This window comes from Mesorhizobium sp. M1307, from assembly GCF_040318155.1.
In the GTDB taxonomy this organism is placed as follows: Bacteria; Pseudomonadota; Alphaproteobacteria; order Rhizobiales; family Rhizobiaceae; genus Mesorhizobium.
This window is the reverse complement of sequence record NZ_JAMYLR010000001.1, coordinates 467,782-483,706: the sequence shown is the minus strand read 5'-3', so window position 1 is coordinate 483,706 and position 15,925 is coordinate 467,782. Positions and strand designations below refer to the sequence as shown.

The window sequence follows — 15,925 nt, the reverse complement described above, 5'->3', positions numbered from 1 at the left end:
CGCACATGAGGAACTACTGCCATGCCACGGTTCTCAGCCAATCTTTCGATGCTCTTTGGCGAGCATGACTTCCTCGACCGCTTCGATGCCGCCGCCCGCGCCGGCTTCAAGGGCGTCGAGTATATCGGCCCCTATGACCATGCGCCGGATGTCGTCGCGGCCAGGTTGAAGAAGAACGGGCTGACGCAGGTCCTGTTCAACCTGCCTGCCGGCGACTGGGCCAAGGGCGAGCGCGGCATCGCGATCCTGCCCGACCGCGTGCCGGAGTTCCGGCAGGGCATTGCCAAGGTCGTCACCTATGCCCATGCGCTCGGCTGCGAGCAGGTCAACTGCCTCGCCGGTATCGCGCCGCAAGGCGTCGATCGCTCCGCGCTGGAAGACGTCTTCGCCGAAAATCTGGCTTTCGCGGCCGAAAAGCTGGAGCAGGCCGGCATCAGGCTGCTGATCGAGCCGATCAACACCCGCGACATTCCGGGTTTTTTCCTGAATTACTCGGATCAGGCCCTGGCGCTGATCGACCGCGTCGGCTCGAAGAACCTGTTCCTGCAATACGATATCTATCACATGCAGATCATGGAGGGGGATCTCGCCCGTACCATCGAGGCACACCTCAACCGCATCGCGCATATCCAGCTTGCGGATAATCCCGGCCGTCATGAGCCGGGGACGGGCGAGATCAATTTTCCCTTCCTGTACAACCACATCGACCGCATCGGCTATTCCGGCTGGATCGGGGCGGAGTACAAGCCGAAGGCTGGAACAGAAGCCGGGCTTGGCTGGTTTCGGGACGCGGCCGGGAAGGGCAGCGCGGCGGCGTAGACGCTACGCATCGCACGTCGCGTTCCTGCGCGCCCCCCTCTGGCCTGCCCTCTTTGCCAAAACTTGGCATCTCCCCCACAAGGAGGGAGATTGGATGTCACCGCCGCTTTCGCCAATTTTCGAGGTCGGGAAAGTTTAAGGGCCGGCGCGGCAACTGCCGATCTCCCCACTCGTGGGGGAGATGGCCGGCAGGCCAGAGGGGGGCCCGCAGGAAAGCCCCCTTAACAAGAAACGGAGAAAAACATGGACACAATCGGCTTCATCGGTCTCGGCATCATGGGCGCGCCGATGGCGGGGCATTTGCTAGACGCCGGTTATCAGGTCGTCGCCAGCGACCACCGCTCGAAACCGCCGGCCGACCTCGTCGCCAAGGGCCTGAAGGCCGTCACCGGCCATGATGCCGTCGCGCGTGCCGCCGACATCGTCATCACCATGGTTCCGGATACGCCGCAGGTCGCCGACGTGCTGTTCGGTGAGAACGGCGTCGCGTCAGGCCTCACTAAAGGCAAGCTGGTCATCGACATGAGCTCGATCTCGCCGATCGAGACCAAGGCCTTTGCAAAAAAGATCAACGATCTCGGCTGCGACTACCTCGACGCGCCGGTGTCGGGCGGCGAGGTCGGGGCCAAAGCGGCATCGCTGACGATCATGGTCGGCGGCGAAAAAAATGCCTACGAACGCGTCAGGCCTATCTTCGAGAAGTTGGGCAAGAACATCACTTTGGTCGGGCCTAACGGCGTCGGCCAGACCACCAAGGTCGCCAATCAGATCGTCGTCGCGCTGACTATCGAGGCCGTCGCCGAAGCGCTTGTCTTTGCTTCAAAAGCCGGCGCCGACCCGGCCAAGGTCCGGCAGGCGCTGATGGGCGGGCTCGCAAACTCGCGCATCCTGGAAGTGCATGGCGAGCGCATGATCAAGCGCACTTTCGCGCCCGGCTTCCGCATCGAACTCCACCAGAAGGATCTCAATCTGGCGCTGGAAGGCGCGAAGGCGCTTGGGGTAGCACTACCCAACACTTCAACGACGCAGCAATTGTTCAACTCGTGCGCGGCGAATGGCGGGTCAAAGGAGGATCATTCGGCGCTGGTTCGGGCGCTGGAGCGGATGGCGGGATGTGAAGTGGGTCAAAAGTGAATAGTGAATGGTGAATGGTGAATGGTGAATGGTGAATAGGTAGTCAGTTGCAGATAGGTGAGTAGTTGGTAGTGAATTGGTCACGACTTACGGACAGTCTCACCATTCACCATTCACCATTCACTCTTTCAAAAATTTCCTCGCCGCATAAAGCGCCACCGCCGCGGCATTCGACACGTTGAGCGAGCGGATGGCGCCCGGCATGTCGAGGCGGGCGAGCGTCGTCACCGTTTCGCGCGTTTTCTGGCGCAGGCCTTTGCCCTCGGCGCCAAGTACCAACGCGATCTTTTCTCCGGCAAAGCTCGTTTCGAGCTCGGCCGGCCCGTCCGAATCCAGGCCGATCGTCTGGAATCCGGCCTCGTGCAGCTGCCCCAGCGCGTCGGCGAGGTTCTTCACCTCGATCTGATCGATATGCTCGAGCGCGCCGGAGGCCGATTTCGCCAGCACGCCGGATTCCTGCGGGCTGTGGCGCGCCGTGGTGATCAGTGCACCGGCGCCGAAAGCCACGGCCGAGCGCAGGATCGCACCGACATTGTGCGGATCGGTGATCTGGTCGAGCACCAGCACCAGACTGGTGTCGCCGAGCGCATCGAGGCGTTTCGGTTTCAGCGGCTCGGCCTCGATCAGCACGCCCTGGTGCACGGCATCCGAGCCGGTGACCTTGTCGATGTCCCTGGGTTCGACCAGTTCCGCCTTGAAGGGCAAAGCGCCAAGGTCGGCGATTGCCAGCCGCTCGGCAGCGTTGCGCGTCACCAGCATCTTCTTGATTTTTCGGCGCGGATTGTCGAGTGCGGCCCGCACCGTGTGCAGCCCGTAAAGCCGCACCAGCCCGTCCGCGGCGTTCTCGCCGGCCGGCACCGGCTGGCGCGGCCTGAACGCCGGCGCGCCGCCGCTCTTCTCGTCGCGATGCGCGCGCCGCAGCTTGGCGTAGTGGGTGTCTTTCGGGGTCTTCAATTTGTTATCGTTGCTCATGGCCGGCTTCTATAGCCGTGTCGTCCGGCCATGGATACAGCTGCATAAGCTGCTTGTCGGGCGAGGTGCGAAATTCAGCGCTTTTTGCCGGACTGTTGCGGTTGACAGTTTTGGGCGCTGCCGCCATAAGGCGCTTCGCGGAAGGGCTGCTCAGGCAGCCGCGACGCGTCGATGCCTCGTTGCATGGCTCCGGCGGCAGACTGGAGAGGTGCCCGAGTGGTTAAAGGGGACGGACTGTAAATCCGTTGGCTATGCCTACGTTGGTTCAAATCCAACCCTCTCCACCACTGCCGGCCCGGAAGCCCTGAAACGCAGAGCGAGCGTCGGAGCGGATCCGATGCTTGACTGAAAGGCGCGGGTATAGCTCAGTGGTAGAGCAGCAGCCTTCCAAGCTGAATATGCGGGTTCGATTCCCGCTACCCGCTCCAGCCATCCACTTGAAATTATTGATGAAATCGCTTTCTGAAAAGTGCGCCGTGTCACGCGTGTCACTGGCGTGTCACTGTCTTAGTTTGGCTCGCGCCTCGGCTACCTTGCGGTTGTTGTCGAGGTCGCCGTTGCGGACGTAGCCTTGCGTCGTCTTGGTGGTGGTGTGGCCGGCCATCTTGCGGGCAGATTCGAGATCGGTGGCGATCTCGGCTTCCGAAATCGCGCCAGCGCGGGTGTCCATCGACCAGACGCTTGCCGGCACCTTCGCCGCGGTCGCCACCTCGCGCCAGTCGGTGGCATAATAGTTTTCCCGGTAGGGCAGGCCGGTCGCTTCCGAGACGATCAACGGCCCGAAGGCGGGCAGCTTGATGCGCCTCAGCACCATCTGCACCAATGGGCATTTGCTCAGATCGTGCTCGGTCGCCGCCTTGTTCTTGGCGGTGATCGGTACGGTAAGGACATGGTCGGCCGAGATGTCGGCCACCGTCAGGCCGCGCCACTTGGTGTTGCCGCGCACAATGCCGCCGGCATCGCCGGCCTCGAGTGGAAGCCATTCGCCGATGATGTGGATGCGGCGCAGCGCGGTGTCCCATTGCAGCGCCTGTGTCAGCGCGATCGACGGCCGCTTCAGCTTGATCGCCGTGGCGCAGATGGCGAGCGCGTGCCTGTATTCCATCTTGACGCGGCGCGGGTCCGGTGTGGCGAATTCCATCAAGGACAGGATCTCGCGCGCCTGGGCGCAGCCAGCCAGGCGTTCTGTCGTTCCGAAGGACAGGACCGATCGCAGCTTGCGGATGGCGCCATGGGCACGGCGCGTGCGGCCCTTCGATCCCCATTGCTCGAACCAGCGGCGGAAATCCGAGCCGACCAGGTTGCGCACCAGGCGCTTGCCGACGGTGTCGATGATGAGCCTCAGCGAGGGATCATAGTCACGAATGCGCGTCGGGTGCTTCAGCGCCTTATAGGGCGATTGCGGATGCGTCTTGTAGACCATCACCGCCGACGCGACGGAACCGTCATATTCCGGGCTCTTGCCGTGGTCTTCCAGATCGGCGAGCAATTCATCCGTCCAGGTCTGGCAGATTTTCGAGATGGCCTGGTCGTCAGTTGTGACATCTGGATGTTCAAGGATGGCTTTGGCGATCGCTTCATCGGTGATCGGCCGCGGGTCGAGCGCCTTCGGCGCCTTCTTGCAAGCCCGCTGCGGCACCCAGTAGTGGGCGCGGCTGCCATCCGTCCTCGGCCGGTATTTGTAGCCCGGCCGGTCCTTTCGCTGTTCAGTCATTAAAATTTTCCTCTCCGTCCACGGCGGCGGGAATGCCGCCGGCACGGGAAGGAGAGTCCAAACCGGCGCGGCGGTCAAAGAAAACTTCGACGGAACGGCGATCGGTCTTGTTCACAAGCTCGTCGCGGCGTGGAAAATGGCGCGTGGCGCGCAGCCGGTCGAGCGCGCGCTCGGACAGGCCGAACCAGGCGCGCAGCTCCTGGTCGGTCATGAAGCGCGGTACGAATCGCTCGTCCCGCTTCATGGCTTTGCCTTTCGGATGGCGTTGCCGCTGGTGACCATCTTGTAGCCGTTGGCGAACTCGACGCGGATCGAGTTGAAGCGGGCCGGCTTGGGCAGTCCGAAGCCCGGCAGCGCGAATGAGGCCGCGCCTGGCTTGCTGCGTGCCGTCGCGGCGCAGGGCTGGCCTTTGCGGCCGTGGCGATCCCAGCGATAGATGTAGTGCAGGGCGTGCACCTATGCCCTCCAATCCCAGAAGCCCTGCAAACCCTTCGCCGGCTGGATCGGCTCCAGCGGCACGATGTCGGACAGAGGCCAAGCCCAGTTGGTATGCTCGTCGCGATCGCTGTCATTCAGCTTCGCGCCGAATTCGGCGACGATATCGTGGGCGAGCTTCGGCTCGCCCAGCATTGCCGTGCCGATGATCGAGGCCAACGGCAGCGCGAACGGGTTGGAATGCCAGCGCTCGAGCATGGCCAGCGCCTCCGGCTTCAGCGCGGTTGACCACGATTCGGTGGAGCGCAGGCGGATTATCAGGTCCGCCAACTCGGCTTTCCTGACCGGCCGCGCGCCGGCATGAATGGCGATCCTTGTGCCGCGCAGCGCCTTCGGCGCCGGCCAGCCGCGAAACTCGTAGGGTTTGACGCCGGCGATGATCAGCGTCGCCCATGGCTGCCAGATTGTCAGCGCTTTCATGCCGCCACCTCGTAGAAGGTTTCCATGCGGTAGCCATGCTCCATGGCGTTCTCCCAGAACTGATCGCAGAAATAGCCGCTCGTCTTACTGGTGAGACCTTGGAACAGAAACACGCGCAGGAACGCTCGCTTGAGACCTTCCCGGACACGGATGGTCTGCGCCTCCTTAAGACTGAAGCCGCCGTAGCCCTGGCGTTCAAAATCCGAGTGGGTGGCGACCACGTGCCCGTCAGGTGCCGTCACGACGCCGCAAATGCCTTGATGCTTGATGGTCATGCGCTGACCCCCGGCATGGCGTTGTGTTCGACGCCGTCGAGCAGCCGGCCGGCACGTTTCTTGCCGATCCGCGAGACGCATTGTTCTTCGTCGTAGTTGCCATCCTGCCAATCGCACCACATGGGCCAGAAGGGCTCACTCCAGCGACCGTCTTCCCATTCACGGTGTTCGAACCGGCTGATTTCCGGATTGTCGTCGAGCGTCCACCCGTCGACAGCGCCGATTTGCGGTGCCCACTCGCCCCATTGTTTGAAAAAGAACGCCGTCCCTGAAGCGGCACACTGGTCGCGGATCGATCGCGCCCAGGCAGGATGCATCGGCCGCGCGCCCGGGCCGCTCTCGCCGCCAACGATGATCCAGTCGAGCTTTCCGCCATCATGCCGAAGCCCGACGTCGATGTCGCCCAGGCGATTTCCGGAGGGATCACGCGCTTCCGCCTGCATCTTTCCGGCAGGCGCATTCAACCAAGTCGCATCCTGGGCATTCGCCGGCCAGTGCGGATCGGGATGACCGCCGCAGTCTTCGAAGGTGTCGGTGAACTCCCCAATCCGGTCGAACCTGATTGGTCCAAGCAGCGGCTCGGCCGAGACGAAGCGGATCGCGGCTGGAGTCGCCAGCAGTTCGGGCACGCGCTCGTCGGCGCGCTTCTGATCCTCGGCCGAGACGCCGCACCAGACGTTGTGCAGCGGCCAGGAATAGACCTCGGCCGGCTTGCCGGTGAAAGTGTACCAGTTGACGTAGATGTCCTCGAGCAGGTCACGGCGCGACAGGAACTCGCGCATGCGGTCGGCACGCTTGGTCAGCACCTGGTAGGTGTGATGGTCGGCGGCGGCCATGACGGTGAACACGTCTAGGATCCATTCGTCCGGGACGTTTTCGGCGAACAGGTCGCCATGGGCGCAGACGAAGATCCTGCGCGGCTTCTTCCAATCGAGCGGCTGATGAAGCCATTGCCGGTTGAGCCGCACTTCGCCGGTCCAGACAGGGCCGGCCTTGGTGTCGCGCGTCAGGCCCTTGCGGCTGTCGAGGTGCTTCAGCCGGGTGCCGGCGAGCTTCATAGCGTAGCAGTTGATGCAGCCGGGCGAGACGATCGAGCAGCCGGTGATCGGGTTCCAGGTCGCGTCGGTCCACTCGATCGAGGAATGGTCAGCCATTTTCCACTCCATCGATATTGGTATGCCGCATGACGATGTCGGCGCCGCCGTCAGCATCCAGCCACGTTTCCACCGCCGACGTTGGGGCGGGCGGAGCTTCATTCGCATCGACGTTCTGATCTGACGCTACTAAGGCTCCGCCCTCTTGGCCGTCGCCAAGATCTGATGTTGTTGATGCTGTATCGATATCGATCAACGTTCCTTCCTTGTACCCGTCGACATAGCCGCGAATGTATTCGTTTTTCTTGAGAGTGGCAGGGGCGAGGGACGCGATGACGACCTTAGCGTAGTGTTCCATGCGAAGGTCTTGCTGGGTTGTTCCGAGCAGGCTAGCGTCGTCAATGAACGGATCTTCCCGCATATTCTCGATAGCCGTATCCACCATGGGCACGTCCAGCGTGGCAGGGGCGGCTTGGGCCTTGAGGGCGGCGAGATACAAGCGTGCTGTTTGATCGGCGCGGTCTCGGATGCCAAGGTCATTCGAATGCAGCGCGAACTGTAGTTCCTCAATCACGGTGCGTCCCCCATCCGCCGCCTGGGTGGTTGCGAGAGCGGTGAGACATCGGATCATTTCATTGTAGCGTGCCTCTACCTTCCGATGAAAGTCAGCCGTCCCAATGCCGCTTTTGATGCGGGGATCGTCAGGATGTGCCTCGAACCATGACGCCCAATCGCTGTGCGTGAACCGATGGTGTTTTAGCCAAGTGATGACGTCTTCTAGCATCATTATTGGGTGGTTGACGTCGACTCGATGGGCGGCCCGAAGGCGCTCAGCCTCGGCCTTCCACTGCAACGCTTGGCTGATGGCCTCATCTCGCTCTTTCAGCAGGGCCGGCGGGGTGGCGCCTGACGGCATCCCATCAGTCATGTAGCGTACCATCGCTTCTGCCTGCACGGCATCGAAGAGATTGGTGCCGGAAGGCTCATGCTTCATCGGATGATTAGTGTGCTCGTTGAAAGCCGCCTTGAAGCTAATCCCTGCATCAGGATTGAAATTCTCCGGCAGCTTCCATCCAAGAAAGCGGGCAACCATGTGCTTGATCTGGTCTTCCCCCACCTGTGCGGCTGGCGATTCGGCTATCAGCGTCATTTCCTCACACCCTCATTGGCATCAGCACGAAGAGCGGCTTGAGACCGGTCTCGTCGGCGGTTTCCGGCTGGATCAGCGTCGGCGAGCCTGCTTCACCCAGGCTGAACACCAGTCGCTTGCCTTCGGCGGCGTTGAGCAGGTCGAGGCAGTAGCGGCCGTTGAAGCCGATCTCGACGCTGTCGCCTTCGCCGTGCTCGATCGTCACCTCGTCATTGGCGCTGCCGGCGTCGGGATTGTTGGTGGTCAGCGTCAGGTTGCCGCCGGCCTCGAAGGCGAACTTCACCGCGCTGCCGCGCCCGCTCGACACGGTGCCGACCCGGTCGACGGCGCTGGCCAGTGCTTCGCGTTCGACGGTGAAATGGTTCGAATTGCCGGTCGGGATGACCCTGACATAGTCGGGGAAGCTGCCGTCGATCAGCTTCGACAGTAGCGTGCCTTGGCCGGTCTCGACGCGGATCTTGGTGTCCGACATGCTGACCTTGACTGCGCCCTTCTCGCCGATCAACTGGCGGATCAGCCCGACCGCGCGGCGCGGGATGATGATGGCCGGCATGCCCGCAGCACCCTCTGGCAGGGGCGCGGCGAACTTGGCCAGCCTGTGGCCATCGGTGGCGACTGCGTTGAGCGTTTCGCCGCCATGCCAGTAGATGCCGTTGAGGTAATAGCGCGTCTCCTCGCTCGAAATGGCGAAGGATACGGTGTCGAGCATGCGCTCGAAAAGACCGGCATCCAGGTCGAAACTGTGGCTGAAGGTGCCCTCGCTCATCGTCGGGAAATCGGTCGACGGCAGCACCTGAATTTTGAACCGCGACCTGCCGGCGGTCAGCGTGGCGAAATCCTTCTCGGCGACAAGCGCGATCTCGGCGCCCTCCGGCATCTTGCGCACGGCATCATGCAGGATCGCCGACGGCAGCGTGAAAGCCTCGTCCCGGCCGGCCTGGCAGGCGAGTGTGGCGCGCAGCTCGCAATCCAGGTCGCTGCCGGTGATGGTCAGTTTGCCCGCCGCGGCGTCGACGGTGAGCAGGACGTTGGCCAGCACCGGGATCGTGGTGCGCCGCTCGACCGCCTTGTTGACGAGCCCGAGCGCGGGAAGCAAAGCCTCCCGCGCCGTGATGATGGTGTTGGGCGTCTTCACGCCGACATCTCCGGCGTGCCTTCATAGGTCGGCAGGCCGGTCTGGTCGCGCGCTGCGGCGAGCACGTCGCGGACGTGCTCGGTGATGAACTGGTCGGGCCTGTAGATCTGATAGAACCAGGTGACCTTGCCGCCCGCCGGCCGGTAGCGCAGCCGCACCGGAATGCGCACCTTGTCGCCCATGAAGAACGGCGCGATGTTCAGCATGAAGATGCCCGGCACCTTCAGCGCCTTGCCGTCGGCGCCGCTATGCGTCTCTTCCCAAGCGATCTGGCCTTCGCCACTCTGCAGCGTGGTCGAGGCCTTGACCTTGCTCTCGACGTTGACCTGCAGGCCGCGCGACAGCTCGACCAGCTGCGCCGGCGTCGCGATCGTGGTGGCGAAGTCGCGCTCGTATTGGAGCTTCTCCTCCTCGGTAGGCGACGACAATTCGGCGACGCGATCCTCGAGGAACCAGGCGAAGTCGCCCTGGTCCATCTTCACGCCGTCGCCGGCAACCCATTTCTGCCATTCTTCCGACAGCGGGAAGGCATAGTGCACGCGGTGCTTGCCGAAATTGGCATGGCCTTCGGCAAGCTCGTGATAGTCGATGACGGCTGTCAGCGTCGGCTTCTTCCAGTCCATATTGGCGAAGATGGCGCTGTGATCGGTCAGATGGCGCAGCGTCAGGTTGCAGAAGGCCTCGAAGGTCTGGGCCGTCGCCTGGCCGGTCTTGCGGGCGGGGAACTGGCGGTAAGGTTCGAGCAGGCGTTCAAGACCTTCGACGCCGGGTGCCGTGCCGCGCTTGAGCAGGACCGGGACAGCATCGGGCAGGCCGGGAGCCTTGGCGGTGTTGGTCAGCGTCGCGATTTCGACACCTTCCGCCTTGGCGCCGAGCCATGCCGCGACGTTGAGGTCGACGGTGAAGGGCGAGGGCGAAAGCAGCGCTTCGCCTACAACGTTAGAGGTCTTGTCGGCCATTGGGAAGTTTCCTTCAGGTTTGAGGGTTTGGGGGTCAAGACTGCTGGCGTTCGGATGCCGCGCGCGGGCCGCCGAACATGTCGGTCTGTTGCGGGTGTTCGGTCGACAGCGAGCCGTCATCCAGCACCCAGTAGAAGGACGAGCCGCGCGCCGGCTTCGGCCGCTTCGAATCGATCTCGCACGAGATCGTCGCCGTGCCGGCCTCGACCTCGAGATTGAGCTTGAGGGTGACGTTGCCCTTGATCTTGGTCTTCGGCCGGTCGCCGGAGAGCTCCTTGAGCTTGGCCAGCGTCTCGGTGATCTCGGTCGACATGGCGGCGGCGACTTCGCCGCCTTCCAGCATGCCAATGATGGTCTGTGCGTCTCTGATTTTCTTCATGTCCTCGCGGCCGTTCCGCGCCCGTCTTGAGCTTGTCCGATCCGGAAGCGCCCGGGCGCTGGCCTCCGGACGGGGCGGCGAACGATCGCCGGCCCGCAGTCGCGGGCTAGAAGGGGATATGGTCGTCGTATGGGCCGCGATCGCTGCGCTCGACAAAGCCTCCGATGTCGACGCGTGCCAGATTTGAAATCGAGCGAAGGGTGCCCTGAAGAGCTTTCAACTGATGCTCCAGACGCTCTACTTTTCGTCTGTCCTCATGCCACCAGTCTGAAAACTTCTTCACCTCTCCAGCTAGGCGCCTGATGGTCACCTCCGGCGTTTCGGTCTGGTCCCTCGCCTCGACGGCATGCTTGACCGGCTTTGCTGCCGCCTTGGCGGCCAGACGGTTCTGCAGTGTGTTTCGCGCCTTCGCGACGACAGGCTTCTTCCTGGCTTGCGCCATGGTCATGCTCCTTTGGTTAGAACGGGATTTCGTCGTCGAGCGCTTCGCGCATGCCGGGCGATTGCTGCTGGTCCGGCCCGCGCTCCTGGCGGCTTGAGCCGCCGCGCTGCGTGCCGTAATCGTCGGGGCTGCGGGCGGGGTGGTCTGATTTGTCGAGCATCTGGAGCTCGCCGCGGAATTTCTGCAGCACGATCTCGGTCGAATAGCGCGCCGCGCCGGCCTGGTCTTCCCATTTGCGGGTCGCCAGCTGGCCCTCGACATAGACCTTCATACCCTTCTTCAGATATTGCTCGGCGACCTTGCAGAGGTTCTCATTGAAGACGACGATGGTGTGCCACTCGGTTTTTTCCTTGCGTTCACCGCTAGTCTTGTCGCGCCAGCTTTCCGACGTCGCGACGCGGAAATTGACCACGCTGTCGCCGCTGTTGAGGCGGCGGATTTCCGGGTCGGCGCCGAGGTGGCCGATCAGAATGACCTTGTTGACGCTGCCAGCCATGTCAGCGGCTCCCGACTTGGCGGAGCCGTCGGGCACATTCCCGCAAGCCCTGATGCGGCAACCAGCGACTGCGGTGGAAGTAGCGCCTGCCCGGCATGCGCCCGAGGCGGCGCGTCAGATCGATATGCCGAGGGTCAAGAAATGGATGACGCTTGCTGCGAAACAAGTCGAGAATGCCCATGTCAGGCGGTCCTTTCGTCGGGTAGGGTGATGAGCGCATGGCCGGCTGGTGCGTTCGGGCCGGATGGCATCAGGGCTGCGATCTGCGCCTCGATATCGGCGATCAGATCCTTGCGCAGGCTGGCTGCGAACGGCGCGGCGAGCATGATCTCGCTCGAATTGTAGAGTTTTTCCCCGATCAGCAACCGCAGCGGCTCGCCGCCGCGCAACCGCTCGATGGTGTCGTGCCAATGGCGGATGGCGGGCTCGCTCATCATATTAGGCCCTTCGACAGCGCCAGCCATTCGGGCATGGTGACGACAACGAGGCCGCCCGGCTTCTTGACCATCTCGATTTCGGAAACCGGCACCCAGACCGCCTTGGCGTCGTCCCCGGTTTCGGAGACGCGCACGGCCTTGCTGGTTGTGGCGTGCAGCGCCAGCGTCAAGTCAATCAGCTCGGAACGGCCGCTGGTCATGCCGCCCTCACGACGATGCCGAGATAGCGCTCCAGCCGGTCGAGGAAGGCGATCTCGGCCTTCATCGCGCCCCATGGCTCGATCGTCCCGGTCAGCCTCGGCGGCTTGAGCCCTTTCGGGATGCAGCGTGGGTCGGCATTCGGCCCGAACAGGGCAAGCGCTTCGGCGACCAGCATCCGGTCGTCCATATCCTTCACCTGGCGGACATAAAGCGGCATGCGGGTGATGTCGGGCAGCTGCGCCGCCTCGTATATCGCGAGATCAATGCATCGCTTCACCTCGCCGATGGCGCGATGCACGAGCTTGTCGATGAACTCCGGCCGGTCGAGCTTGGCCGCTGCGGCGAGCTTGGCCACCCAATGCTGGATCAGGTCGACCGCCGGCCGGGTCACGTCACCGAACGGGTATTCGTGGCCGTCATGCAGCACGAAGTAGCCGGCCAGCACGCTGTCGCCGGTCTCCCGGAAGATGGCGTCGGCGCCCATCACTGAATGCTGCGCCACCGAATAGGCTGCGCAGCGATAGATGCCATTGAAGCGCGCGATTTTCGACAGCGCGTTGGCCATGTCGGCGAAGTCGATGTCGGCTGCGGTCGGATTGACCAGGTCGAAGGCGGAGCCGTCCGGCCGGAACGCCGGAACGATTGACGGGGCGCGACGGGCCGATTGCTGGTCGGCCCGCCGCGCGTCTTTCGAGATGTGCCGCACCTCCTGATTCATTGCGCCACCTGCGGCAGCGTCTGCTCGACCGCGCGCATCACCGTCTCGCGGTTGGCCGGGAAGATCGGCAGGCGGTTGAGGTAGAGAGACAGGAGACTGAGGCAGCGCTCGCGCTGGCCGGACCAAGGGTCGAGCCAGAGGGCAGCGCGTGCCGTGCAGTAGCCGCCCCAGGCGACCAGCAGCGCTTGCGTTTCCTTTGTGTCGCGCGGCAGTGGTGGCCGGTTTGGAATCGGCGAGCGCGCCTTCTCGATGATGTCGGCCAACAGGTCGGGCCGGCTGGTGATCTGCCGCACGCTGGCATCGGCCGCGAGCTTGGCCGCCGCATCTTTGAACTCAACGATCTCGGCCCAGCTGAAGCCGGCGCCGACCAGGTCCTTTGAGCGGACGCCGCCGCCGACCGAGAACAGCTCGCGCATCGCCTCGGCCATTTCGCGGCAGCGCGGATGCGCGTCGTCAGCCTGTTCGGGGAATACTGGCCGCGTCTGCGTCGAGCGAAAGTCGGCTTGGTTAAGCATAACAGTTGGCCTCCTGGGTACGTGCCATTGCGGAAAGAAGTTCTGCCTGCCGGGCAAGCGCAGCCTGGTCTTCGAACCGGCCCTCGATGCCGGTGATGATCGTCCGGAGCTGGTCGTCGGACAGGCGGTCGCGCCAGTCGGCCCAGTCGCGTTGAACGCCGGGCATGGTGTCGTAGCCGAGGCATTCGAGCGTCTCGATCAGATCGCGCCTTTCGGCCGACATACCCTCAGGATGCTCGCCGACGTTCATCAGACGGCACCGAAGATCAGGGCGGCGCAGAACAGGATCGCTGTGACCGCCGCCAGCGAGGCGAGGTTCTTGGCCAGCGAGTAATCCTCATGATAGCCTCGTGCGCGCTGCAGGCGCTCACCTTCGATGACGCCGAGATTGCGCGGGGGGGCAGGATGCGACGATTGATACTGGCGGCAACGCTGGTGGCGGCTTGGGCCGGACAGGGGCGAGCAGACGATCCTTCCGTTCTCGGCCGGTCTGGCATGGAACAAGTGTACGTTTGGCTGGACTACGAATCGTGGAGCGAAGGGCTGGCGCTCATTCGGGCCGGTGTGCACGAGACCGACCCGCAAATGGTCCTTCGCCTGATGGCGTGCGTTGCCAGCAAGGGCGACCACGCGGTTGTCATCGGGCGTCCTTCCCTTGCGGCAAAGACCATCCTCGTCATTGACGGCGCCCAAAAGGGCTGTCGCGGTTTTGTGACCGACGAGGATCTTGGATTGCGATGACACTGAAACGCTCCATCGGTTTGACGATGGTGCAAAGTGTGAATTACTCACATCACAGTGTCAAGCCTAAATGTGATAAACTCACACTTCAAAATGCGGGAGTGAGAATCATGCGGGTTTTACCGGGCCCGTTTGCGCGGCTTGGCCATTAGCACTGCCGCCAGTTCGCTCGCCAGATCGACGACCTTGGCGCGCTCCTCATCGTCGAGCGGCGCAAGGTAGGCGGCGATGACCTCTCCGAACTGCGAGGCCAGATCCTCTCCGAACGACCGCTCCAGCCTGTCGACCACCTCCCGGTTGAGGCTCTTGCCGCCGCGAACCGCCTCGAGCCGTGCTTTGAGTTCGGGCGGCAGGCGGACATGGAAGCTGGGGCGTGACGGTCGGGACATGACCCCGACTTATCGCCGAAAGGTCAAGTGTTCGAAATGGTTCCAGATTTTGCGGAAAACTGGTACTACTTTCCCCGCTATTCACAGGGCATCGTTACAGGTTGAAACAATCTGGTGATCATTCAGCAATGGTTGTATGCGTACCGAAATGGGACACTGGACGGCGTGAAAAAACTGATTTGACAGCCTAGAGGAAATTGTTCCTAATTTCACTGCCCGTTCGGTTTGGGAGAAGAGACAAGTGATCCAGTACGAATCGCGCGAAGCTGCGGGCGATCAGGCAATGGACAAATTGCGAGCGATCGCGACATCGCCTCAATCAAGAGCAGCGACGATCTCCGAGCGCATTGCCAGGGACACGCGATCAATCGCAGAGGCGATGAAGGAAATCCATGGCGGGCACTGGCGCGTGCTTATCGATCACGATGTTGGCGTGGTCGCGGTTTCGCGGGATTTTTCGGTGCCGCTCGGCTCGCCCAGCGCGAATCTGGCATAGGTCAGCACGGCGGCCTGGACCTCCCGTGGCGCCGCCGCCAAGCGCATGAAAATCTCGCGCAGCTCGTCGCTGCCGTCTATATCCTGCGGTGAGCCTTCGCCGGTGATGAGCCAGGCTTCCCTGACCCTGTAGGCGCGGGCATAGTCCTTGACCGCGCGGGTGATGCCGGTCCGGCCGCTTTCGTGCTGGATGTAGGTGTTGTAGTTAAAGCCGAAACGCTTCGCGGCGGCCTTCGCATTGTCGAAGCCGCGCATCTCGCGCGCATGGCGCAGCCGCGCCGCCTGCTCGTCTACTCGGGTTACATCCGTCATGGCGTGACTTTTTCACATTTCTGATGTGAGTTTCTACTTGACAGATCGATGTGACTTTCTCACACTATCGGTCATGATGGATCATTCGTTCGAACTAGAGACGGTTGTCGACGTGGTCGCCCTGCGAGGCGAGCTCGGCTGGACGCAGCAGCAGCTCGCCGACCATTGCGGCGTCGACCGCTCGACGGTCTCCACCTGGGAGACGAGGCCGCCGACCAAGGGGCCGGCGCTGATCCTGTTGCGCCAACTCCAGGCGTCGCTTTCCGATGCTGCTCGCCCCGGCGGCGTCGCGGCCGGTCCCGAAAAATTCCCCCAAGCCGGGACCGGCCACCCTCTTTCTAGCGAGGCGGCCGAATGACCGCGCTCCGCTGCTCGCCTTCGTTGACCTTGTTGCCGCCGCCGGCTGAGCCGGTGCGCCGGTTGCCGCCAAAGACGCTGCGGCTGTTGAAGCTGCTAGCCGCCTTTGCCCGCGAGCATCCTGCCGACCTTCTGGCGCGCCTGTTACGTGACGAGGCGCGGCGGACGCTGCGTTTGCCGAGGGAACCGCCGTGAGGCTGTGAATGGGGGTTTTCATGCCCGCGAGTTGAACCGCTTTCCACCTCGTCCCGCCATGGGAAATGCAGACCGCATTTC

At 63.1% G+C, this 15,925-nt stretch carries 25 protein-coding genes and 2 tRNA genes; 6 read left to right on the top strand and 21 right to left on the bottom strand.

Annotated features, from left to right (window positions below; all coding sequences use genetic code 11):
- Positions 1 to 21 precede the first annotated feature (21 nt).
- Together hyi and NKH16_RS02515 are read left to right on the top strand one after the other, a co-directional pair.
- Positions 22 to 819, top strand: coding sequence for a hydroxypyruvate isomerase (gene hyi / locus NKH16_RS02520; protein ID WP_352746796.1), 798 nt, complete (start codon positions 22 to 24; stop codon positions 817 to 819).
- 243 nt (positions 820 to 1,062) lie between these two features.
- Positions 1,063 to 1,953: a 2-hydroxy-3-oxopropionate reductase gene (locus NKH16_RS02515; protein WP_352746798.1), complete on the top strand. Its 891-nt coding sequence runs from the start codon at positions 1,063 to 1,065 to the stop codon at positions 1,951 to 1,953.
- A gap of 120 nt (positions 1,954 to 2,073) precedes the next feature.
- Here the strand turns inward: NKH16_RS02515 and NKH16_RS02510 are convergent, their stop codons facing one another.
- Entirely contained in the window at positions 2,074 to 2,925 is an 852-nt protein-coding gene (locus NKH16_RS02510; protein WP_352898247.1) for a TrmH family RNA methyltransferase, read from the bottom strand.
- Positions 2,926 to 3,127: 202 nt separating this feature from the next.
- Here NKH16_RS02510 and NKH16_RS02505 point away from each other — a divergent pair.
- Both NKH16_RS02505 and NKH16_RS02500 read left to right on the top strand, forming a co-directional pair.
- Positions 3,128 to 3,212 (top strand) — tRNA-Tyr (locus tag NKH16_RS02505).
- 67 nt (positions 3,213 to 3,279) lie between these two features.
- Positions 3,280 to 3,353 (top strand) — tRNA-Gly (locus tag NKH16_RS02500).
- A gap of 71 nt (positions 3,354 to 3,424) precedes the next feature.
- Here the strand turns inward: NKH16_RS02500 and NKH16_RS02495 are convergent.
- From NKH16_RS02495 to NKH16_RS02400, 20 genes are all read right to left on the bottom strand, one after another.
- Complete coding sequence (locus tag NKH16_RS02495) at positions 3,425 to 4,639, bottom strand: hypothetical protein (RefSeq protein ID WP_352898244.1); 1,215 nt, start codon at positions 4,637 to 4,639, stop codon at positions 3,425 to 3,427.
- Complete coding sequence (locus NKH16_RS02490; protein WP_352859719.1) at positions 4,632 to 4,883, bottom strand: hypothetical protein; 252 nt, start codon at positions 4,881 to 4,883, stop codon at positions 4,632 to 4,634. The genes NKH16_RS02495 and NKH16_RS02490 overlap by 8 nt, the downstream gene beginning before the upstream one ends.
- The gene (locus NKH16_RS02485) at positions 4,880 to 5,095 is read right to left on the bottom strand and encodes a hypothetical protein (RefSeq protein WP_352898242.1); all 216 of its coding nucleotides are present in this window, start codon (positions 5,093 to 5,095) and stop codon (positions 4,880 to 4,882) included. The genes NKH16_RS02490 and NKH16_RS02485 overlap by 4 nt, the downstream gene beginning before the upstream one ends.
- Entirely contained in the window at positions 5,096 to 5,554 is a 459-nt protein-coding gene (locus NKH16_RS02480) for an ASCH domain-containing protein (protein WP_352898240.1), read from the bottom strand. It lies immediately after the preceding gene.
- On the bottom strand, positions 5,551 to 5,829 hold the full coding sequence (locus NKH16_RS02475) for a hypothetical protein (RefSeq protein ID WP_352898239.1): 279 nt from the start codon (positions 5,827 to 5,829) through the stop codon (positions 5,551 to 5,553). The genes NKH16_RS02480 and NKH16_RS02475 overlap by 4 nt, the downstream gene beginning before the upstream one ends.
- The gene (locus NKH16_RS02470; RefSeq protein WP_352898236.1) at positions 5,826 to 6,983 is read right to left on the bottom strand and encodes a DUF5131 family protein; all 1,158 of its coding nucleotides are present in this window, start codon (positions 6,981 to 6,983) and stop codon (positions 5,826 to 5,828) included. The genes NKH16_RS02475 and NKH16_RS02470 overlap by 4 nt, the downstream gene beginning before the upstream one ends.
- Complete coding sequence (locus NKH16_RS02465; protein ID WP_352898234.1) at positions 6,976 to 8,073, bottom strand: hypothetical protein; 1,098 nt, start codon at positions 8,071 to 8,073, stop codon at positions 6,976 to 6,978. The genes NKH16_RS02470 and NKH16_RS02465 overlap by 8 nt, the downstream gene beginning before the upstream one ends.
- A gap of 4 nt (positions 8,074 to 8,077) precedes the next feature.
- Entirely contained in the window at positions 8,078 to 9,208 is a 1,131-nt protein-coding gene (gene dnaN / locus NKH16_RS02460) for a DNA polymerase III subunit beta (RefSeq protein ID WP_352898231.1), read from the bottom strand.
- Positions 9,205 to 10,167 carry a DUF2303 family protein gene (locus tag NKH16_RS02455; RefSeq protein ID WP_352898228.1) on the bottom strand — a complete coding sequence of 321 codons (963 nt, stop codon included), beginning with the start codon at positions 10,165 to 10,167 and terminating at the stop codon, positions 9,205 to 9,207. Before NKH16_RS02455 ends, dnaN begins: the two co-directional genes overlap by 4 nt.
- A gap of 34 nt (positions 10,168 to 10,201) precedes the next feature.
- Positions 10,202 to 10,546 (bottom strand): YfdP family phage-associated protein, encoded by a 345-nt coding sequence (locus tag NKH16_RS02450; RefSeq protein ID WP_352704999.1) that lies wholly within the window; start codon positions 10,544 to 10,546, stop codon positions 10,202 to 10,204.
- A gap of 106 nt (positions 10,547 to 10,652) precedes the next feature.
- On the bottom strand, positions 10,653 to 10,988 hold the full coding sequence (locus tag NKH16_RS02445; protein WP_352898225.1) for a hypothetical protein: 336 nt from the start codon (positions 10,986 to 10,988) through the stop codon (positions 10,653 to 10,655).
- A 16-nt stretch (positions 10,989 to 11,004) separates the two neighbouring features.
- Positions 11,005 to 11,484 (bottom strand): single-stranded DNA-binding protein, encoded by a 480-nt coding sequence (gene ssb / locus NKH16_RS02440; RefSeq protein WP_352898223.1) that lies wholly within the window; start codon positions 11,482 to 11,484, stop codon positions 11,005 to 11,007.
- 182 nt (positions 11,485 to 11,666) lie between these two features.
- Entirely contained in the window at positions 11,667 to 11,918 is a 252-nt protein-coding gene (locus NKH16_RS02435) for a hypothetical protein (protein WP_352898220.1), read from the bottom strand.
- Positions 11,918 to 12,121, bottom strand: a complete 204-nt coding sequence (locus NKH16_RS02430; RefSeq protein WP_352898218.1) for a hypothetical protein — start codon at positions 12,119 to 12,121, stop codon at positions 11,918 to 11,920. The genes NKH16_RS02435 and NKH16_RS02430 overlap by 1 nt, the downstream gene beginning before the upstream one ends.
- Positions 12,118 to 12,840, bottom strand: coding sequence for a hypothetical protein (locus NKH16_RS02425; protein ID WP_352898215.1), 723 nt, complete (start codon positions 12,838 to 12,840; stop codon positions 12,118 to 12,120). The genes NKH16_RS02430 and NKH16_RS02425 overlap by 4 nt, the downstream gene beginning before the upstream one ends.
- Positions 12,837 to 13,355, bottom strand: a complete 519-nt coding sequence (locus NKH16_RS02420; RefSeq protein WP_352898213.1) for a hypothetical protein — start codon at positions 13,353 to 13,355, stop codon at positions 12,837 to 12,839. Before NKH16_RS02420 ends, NKH16_RS02425 begins: the two co-directional genes overlap by 4 nt.
- A complete protein-coding gene (locus NKH16_RS02415) occupies positions 13,348 to 13,605 on the bottom strand; it encodes a hypothetical protein (protein WP_352847444.1) in 258 nt (85 codons plus the stop codon). Before NKH16_RS02415 ends, NKH16_RS02420 begins: the two co-directional genes overlap by 8 nt.
- Positions 13,605 to 14,099, bottom strand: a complete 495-nt coding sequence (locus NKH16_RS02410; protein WP_352898211.1) for a hypothetical protein — start codon at positions 14,097 to 14,099, stop codon at positions 13,605 to 13,607. Before NKH16_RS02410 ends, NKH16_RS02415 begins: the two co-directional genes overlap by 1 nt.
- 116 nt (positions 14,100 to 14,215) lie before the next feature.
- Positions 14,216 to 14,485: a hypothetical protein gene (locus tag NKH16_RS02405; RefSeq protein ID WP_352898209.1), complete on the bottom strand. Its 270-nt coding sequence runs from the start codon at positions 14,483 to 14,485 to the stop codon at positions 14,216 to 14,218.
- 420 nt (positions 14,486 to 14,905) lie between these two features.
- Complete coding sequence (locus NKH16_RS02400; protein WP_352898207.1) at positions 14,906 to 15,292, bottom strand: helix-turn-helix domain-containing protein; 387 nt, start codon at positions 15,290 to 15,292, stop codon at positions 14,906 to 14,908.
- 37 nt (positions 15,293 to 15,329) lie between these two features.
- On the opposite strand from NKH16_RS02400, the gene NKH16_RS02395 reads away from it, so the two are divergent.
- Positions 15,330 to 15,650, top strand: coding sequence for a helix-turn-helix domain-containing protein (locus NKH16_RS02395; protein ID WP_352847454.1), 321 nt, complete (start codon positions 15,330 to 15,332; stop codon positions 15,648 to 15,650).
- Entirely contained in the window at positions 15,647 to 15,844 is a 198-nt protein-coding gene (locus tag NKH16_RS02390) for a hypothetical protein (RefSeq protein WP_352704973.1), read from the top strand. Before NKH16_RS02395 ends, NKH16_RS02390 begins: the two co-directional genes overlap by 4 nt.
- The last annotated feature ends 81 nt before the right edge of the window (positions 15,845 to 15,925 follow it).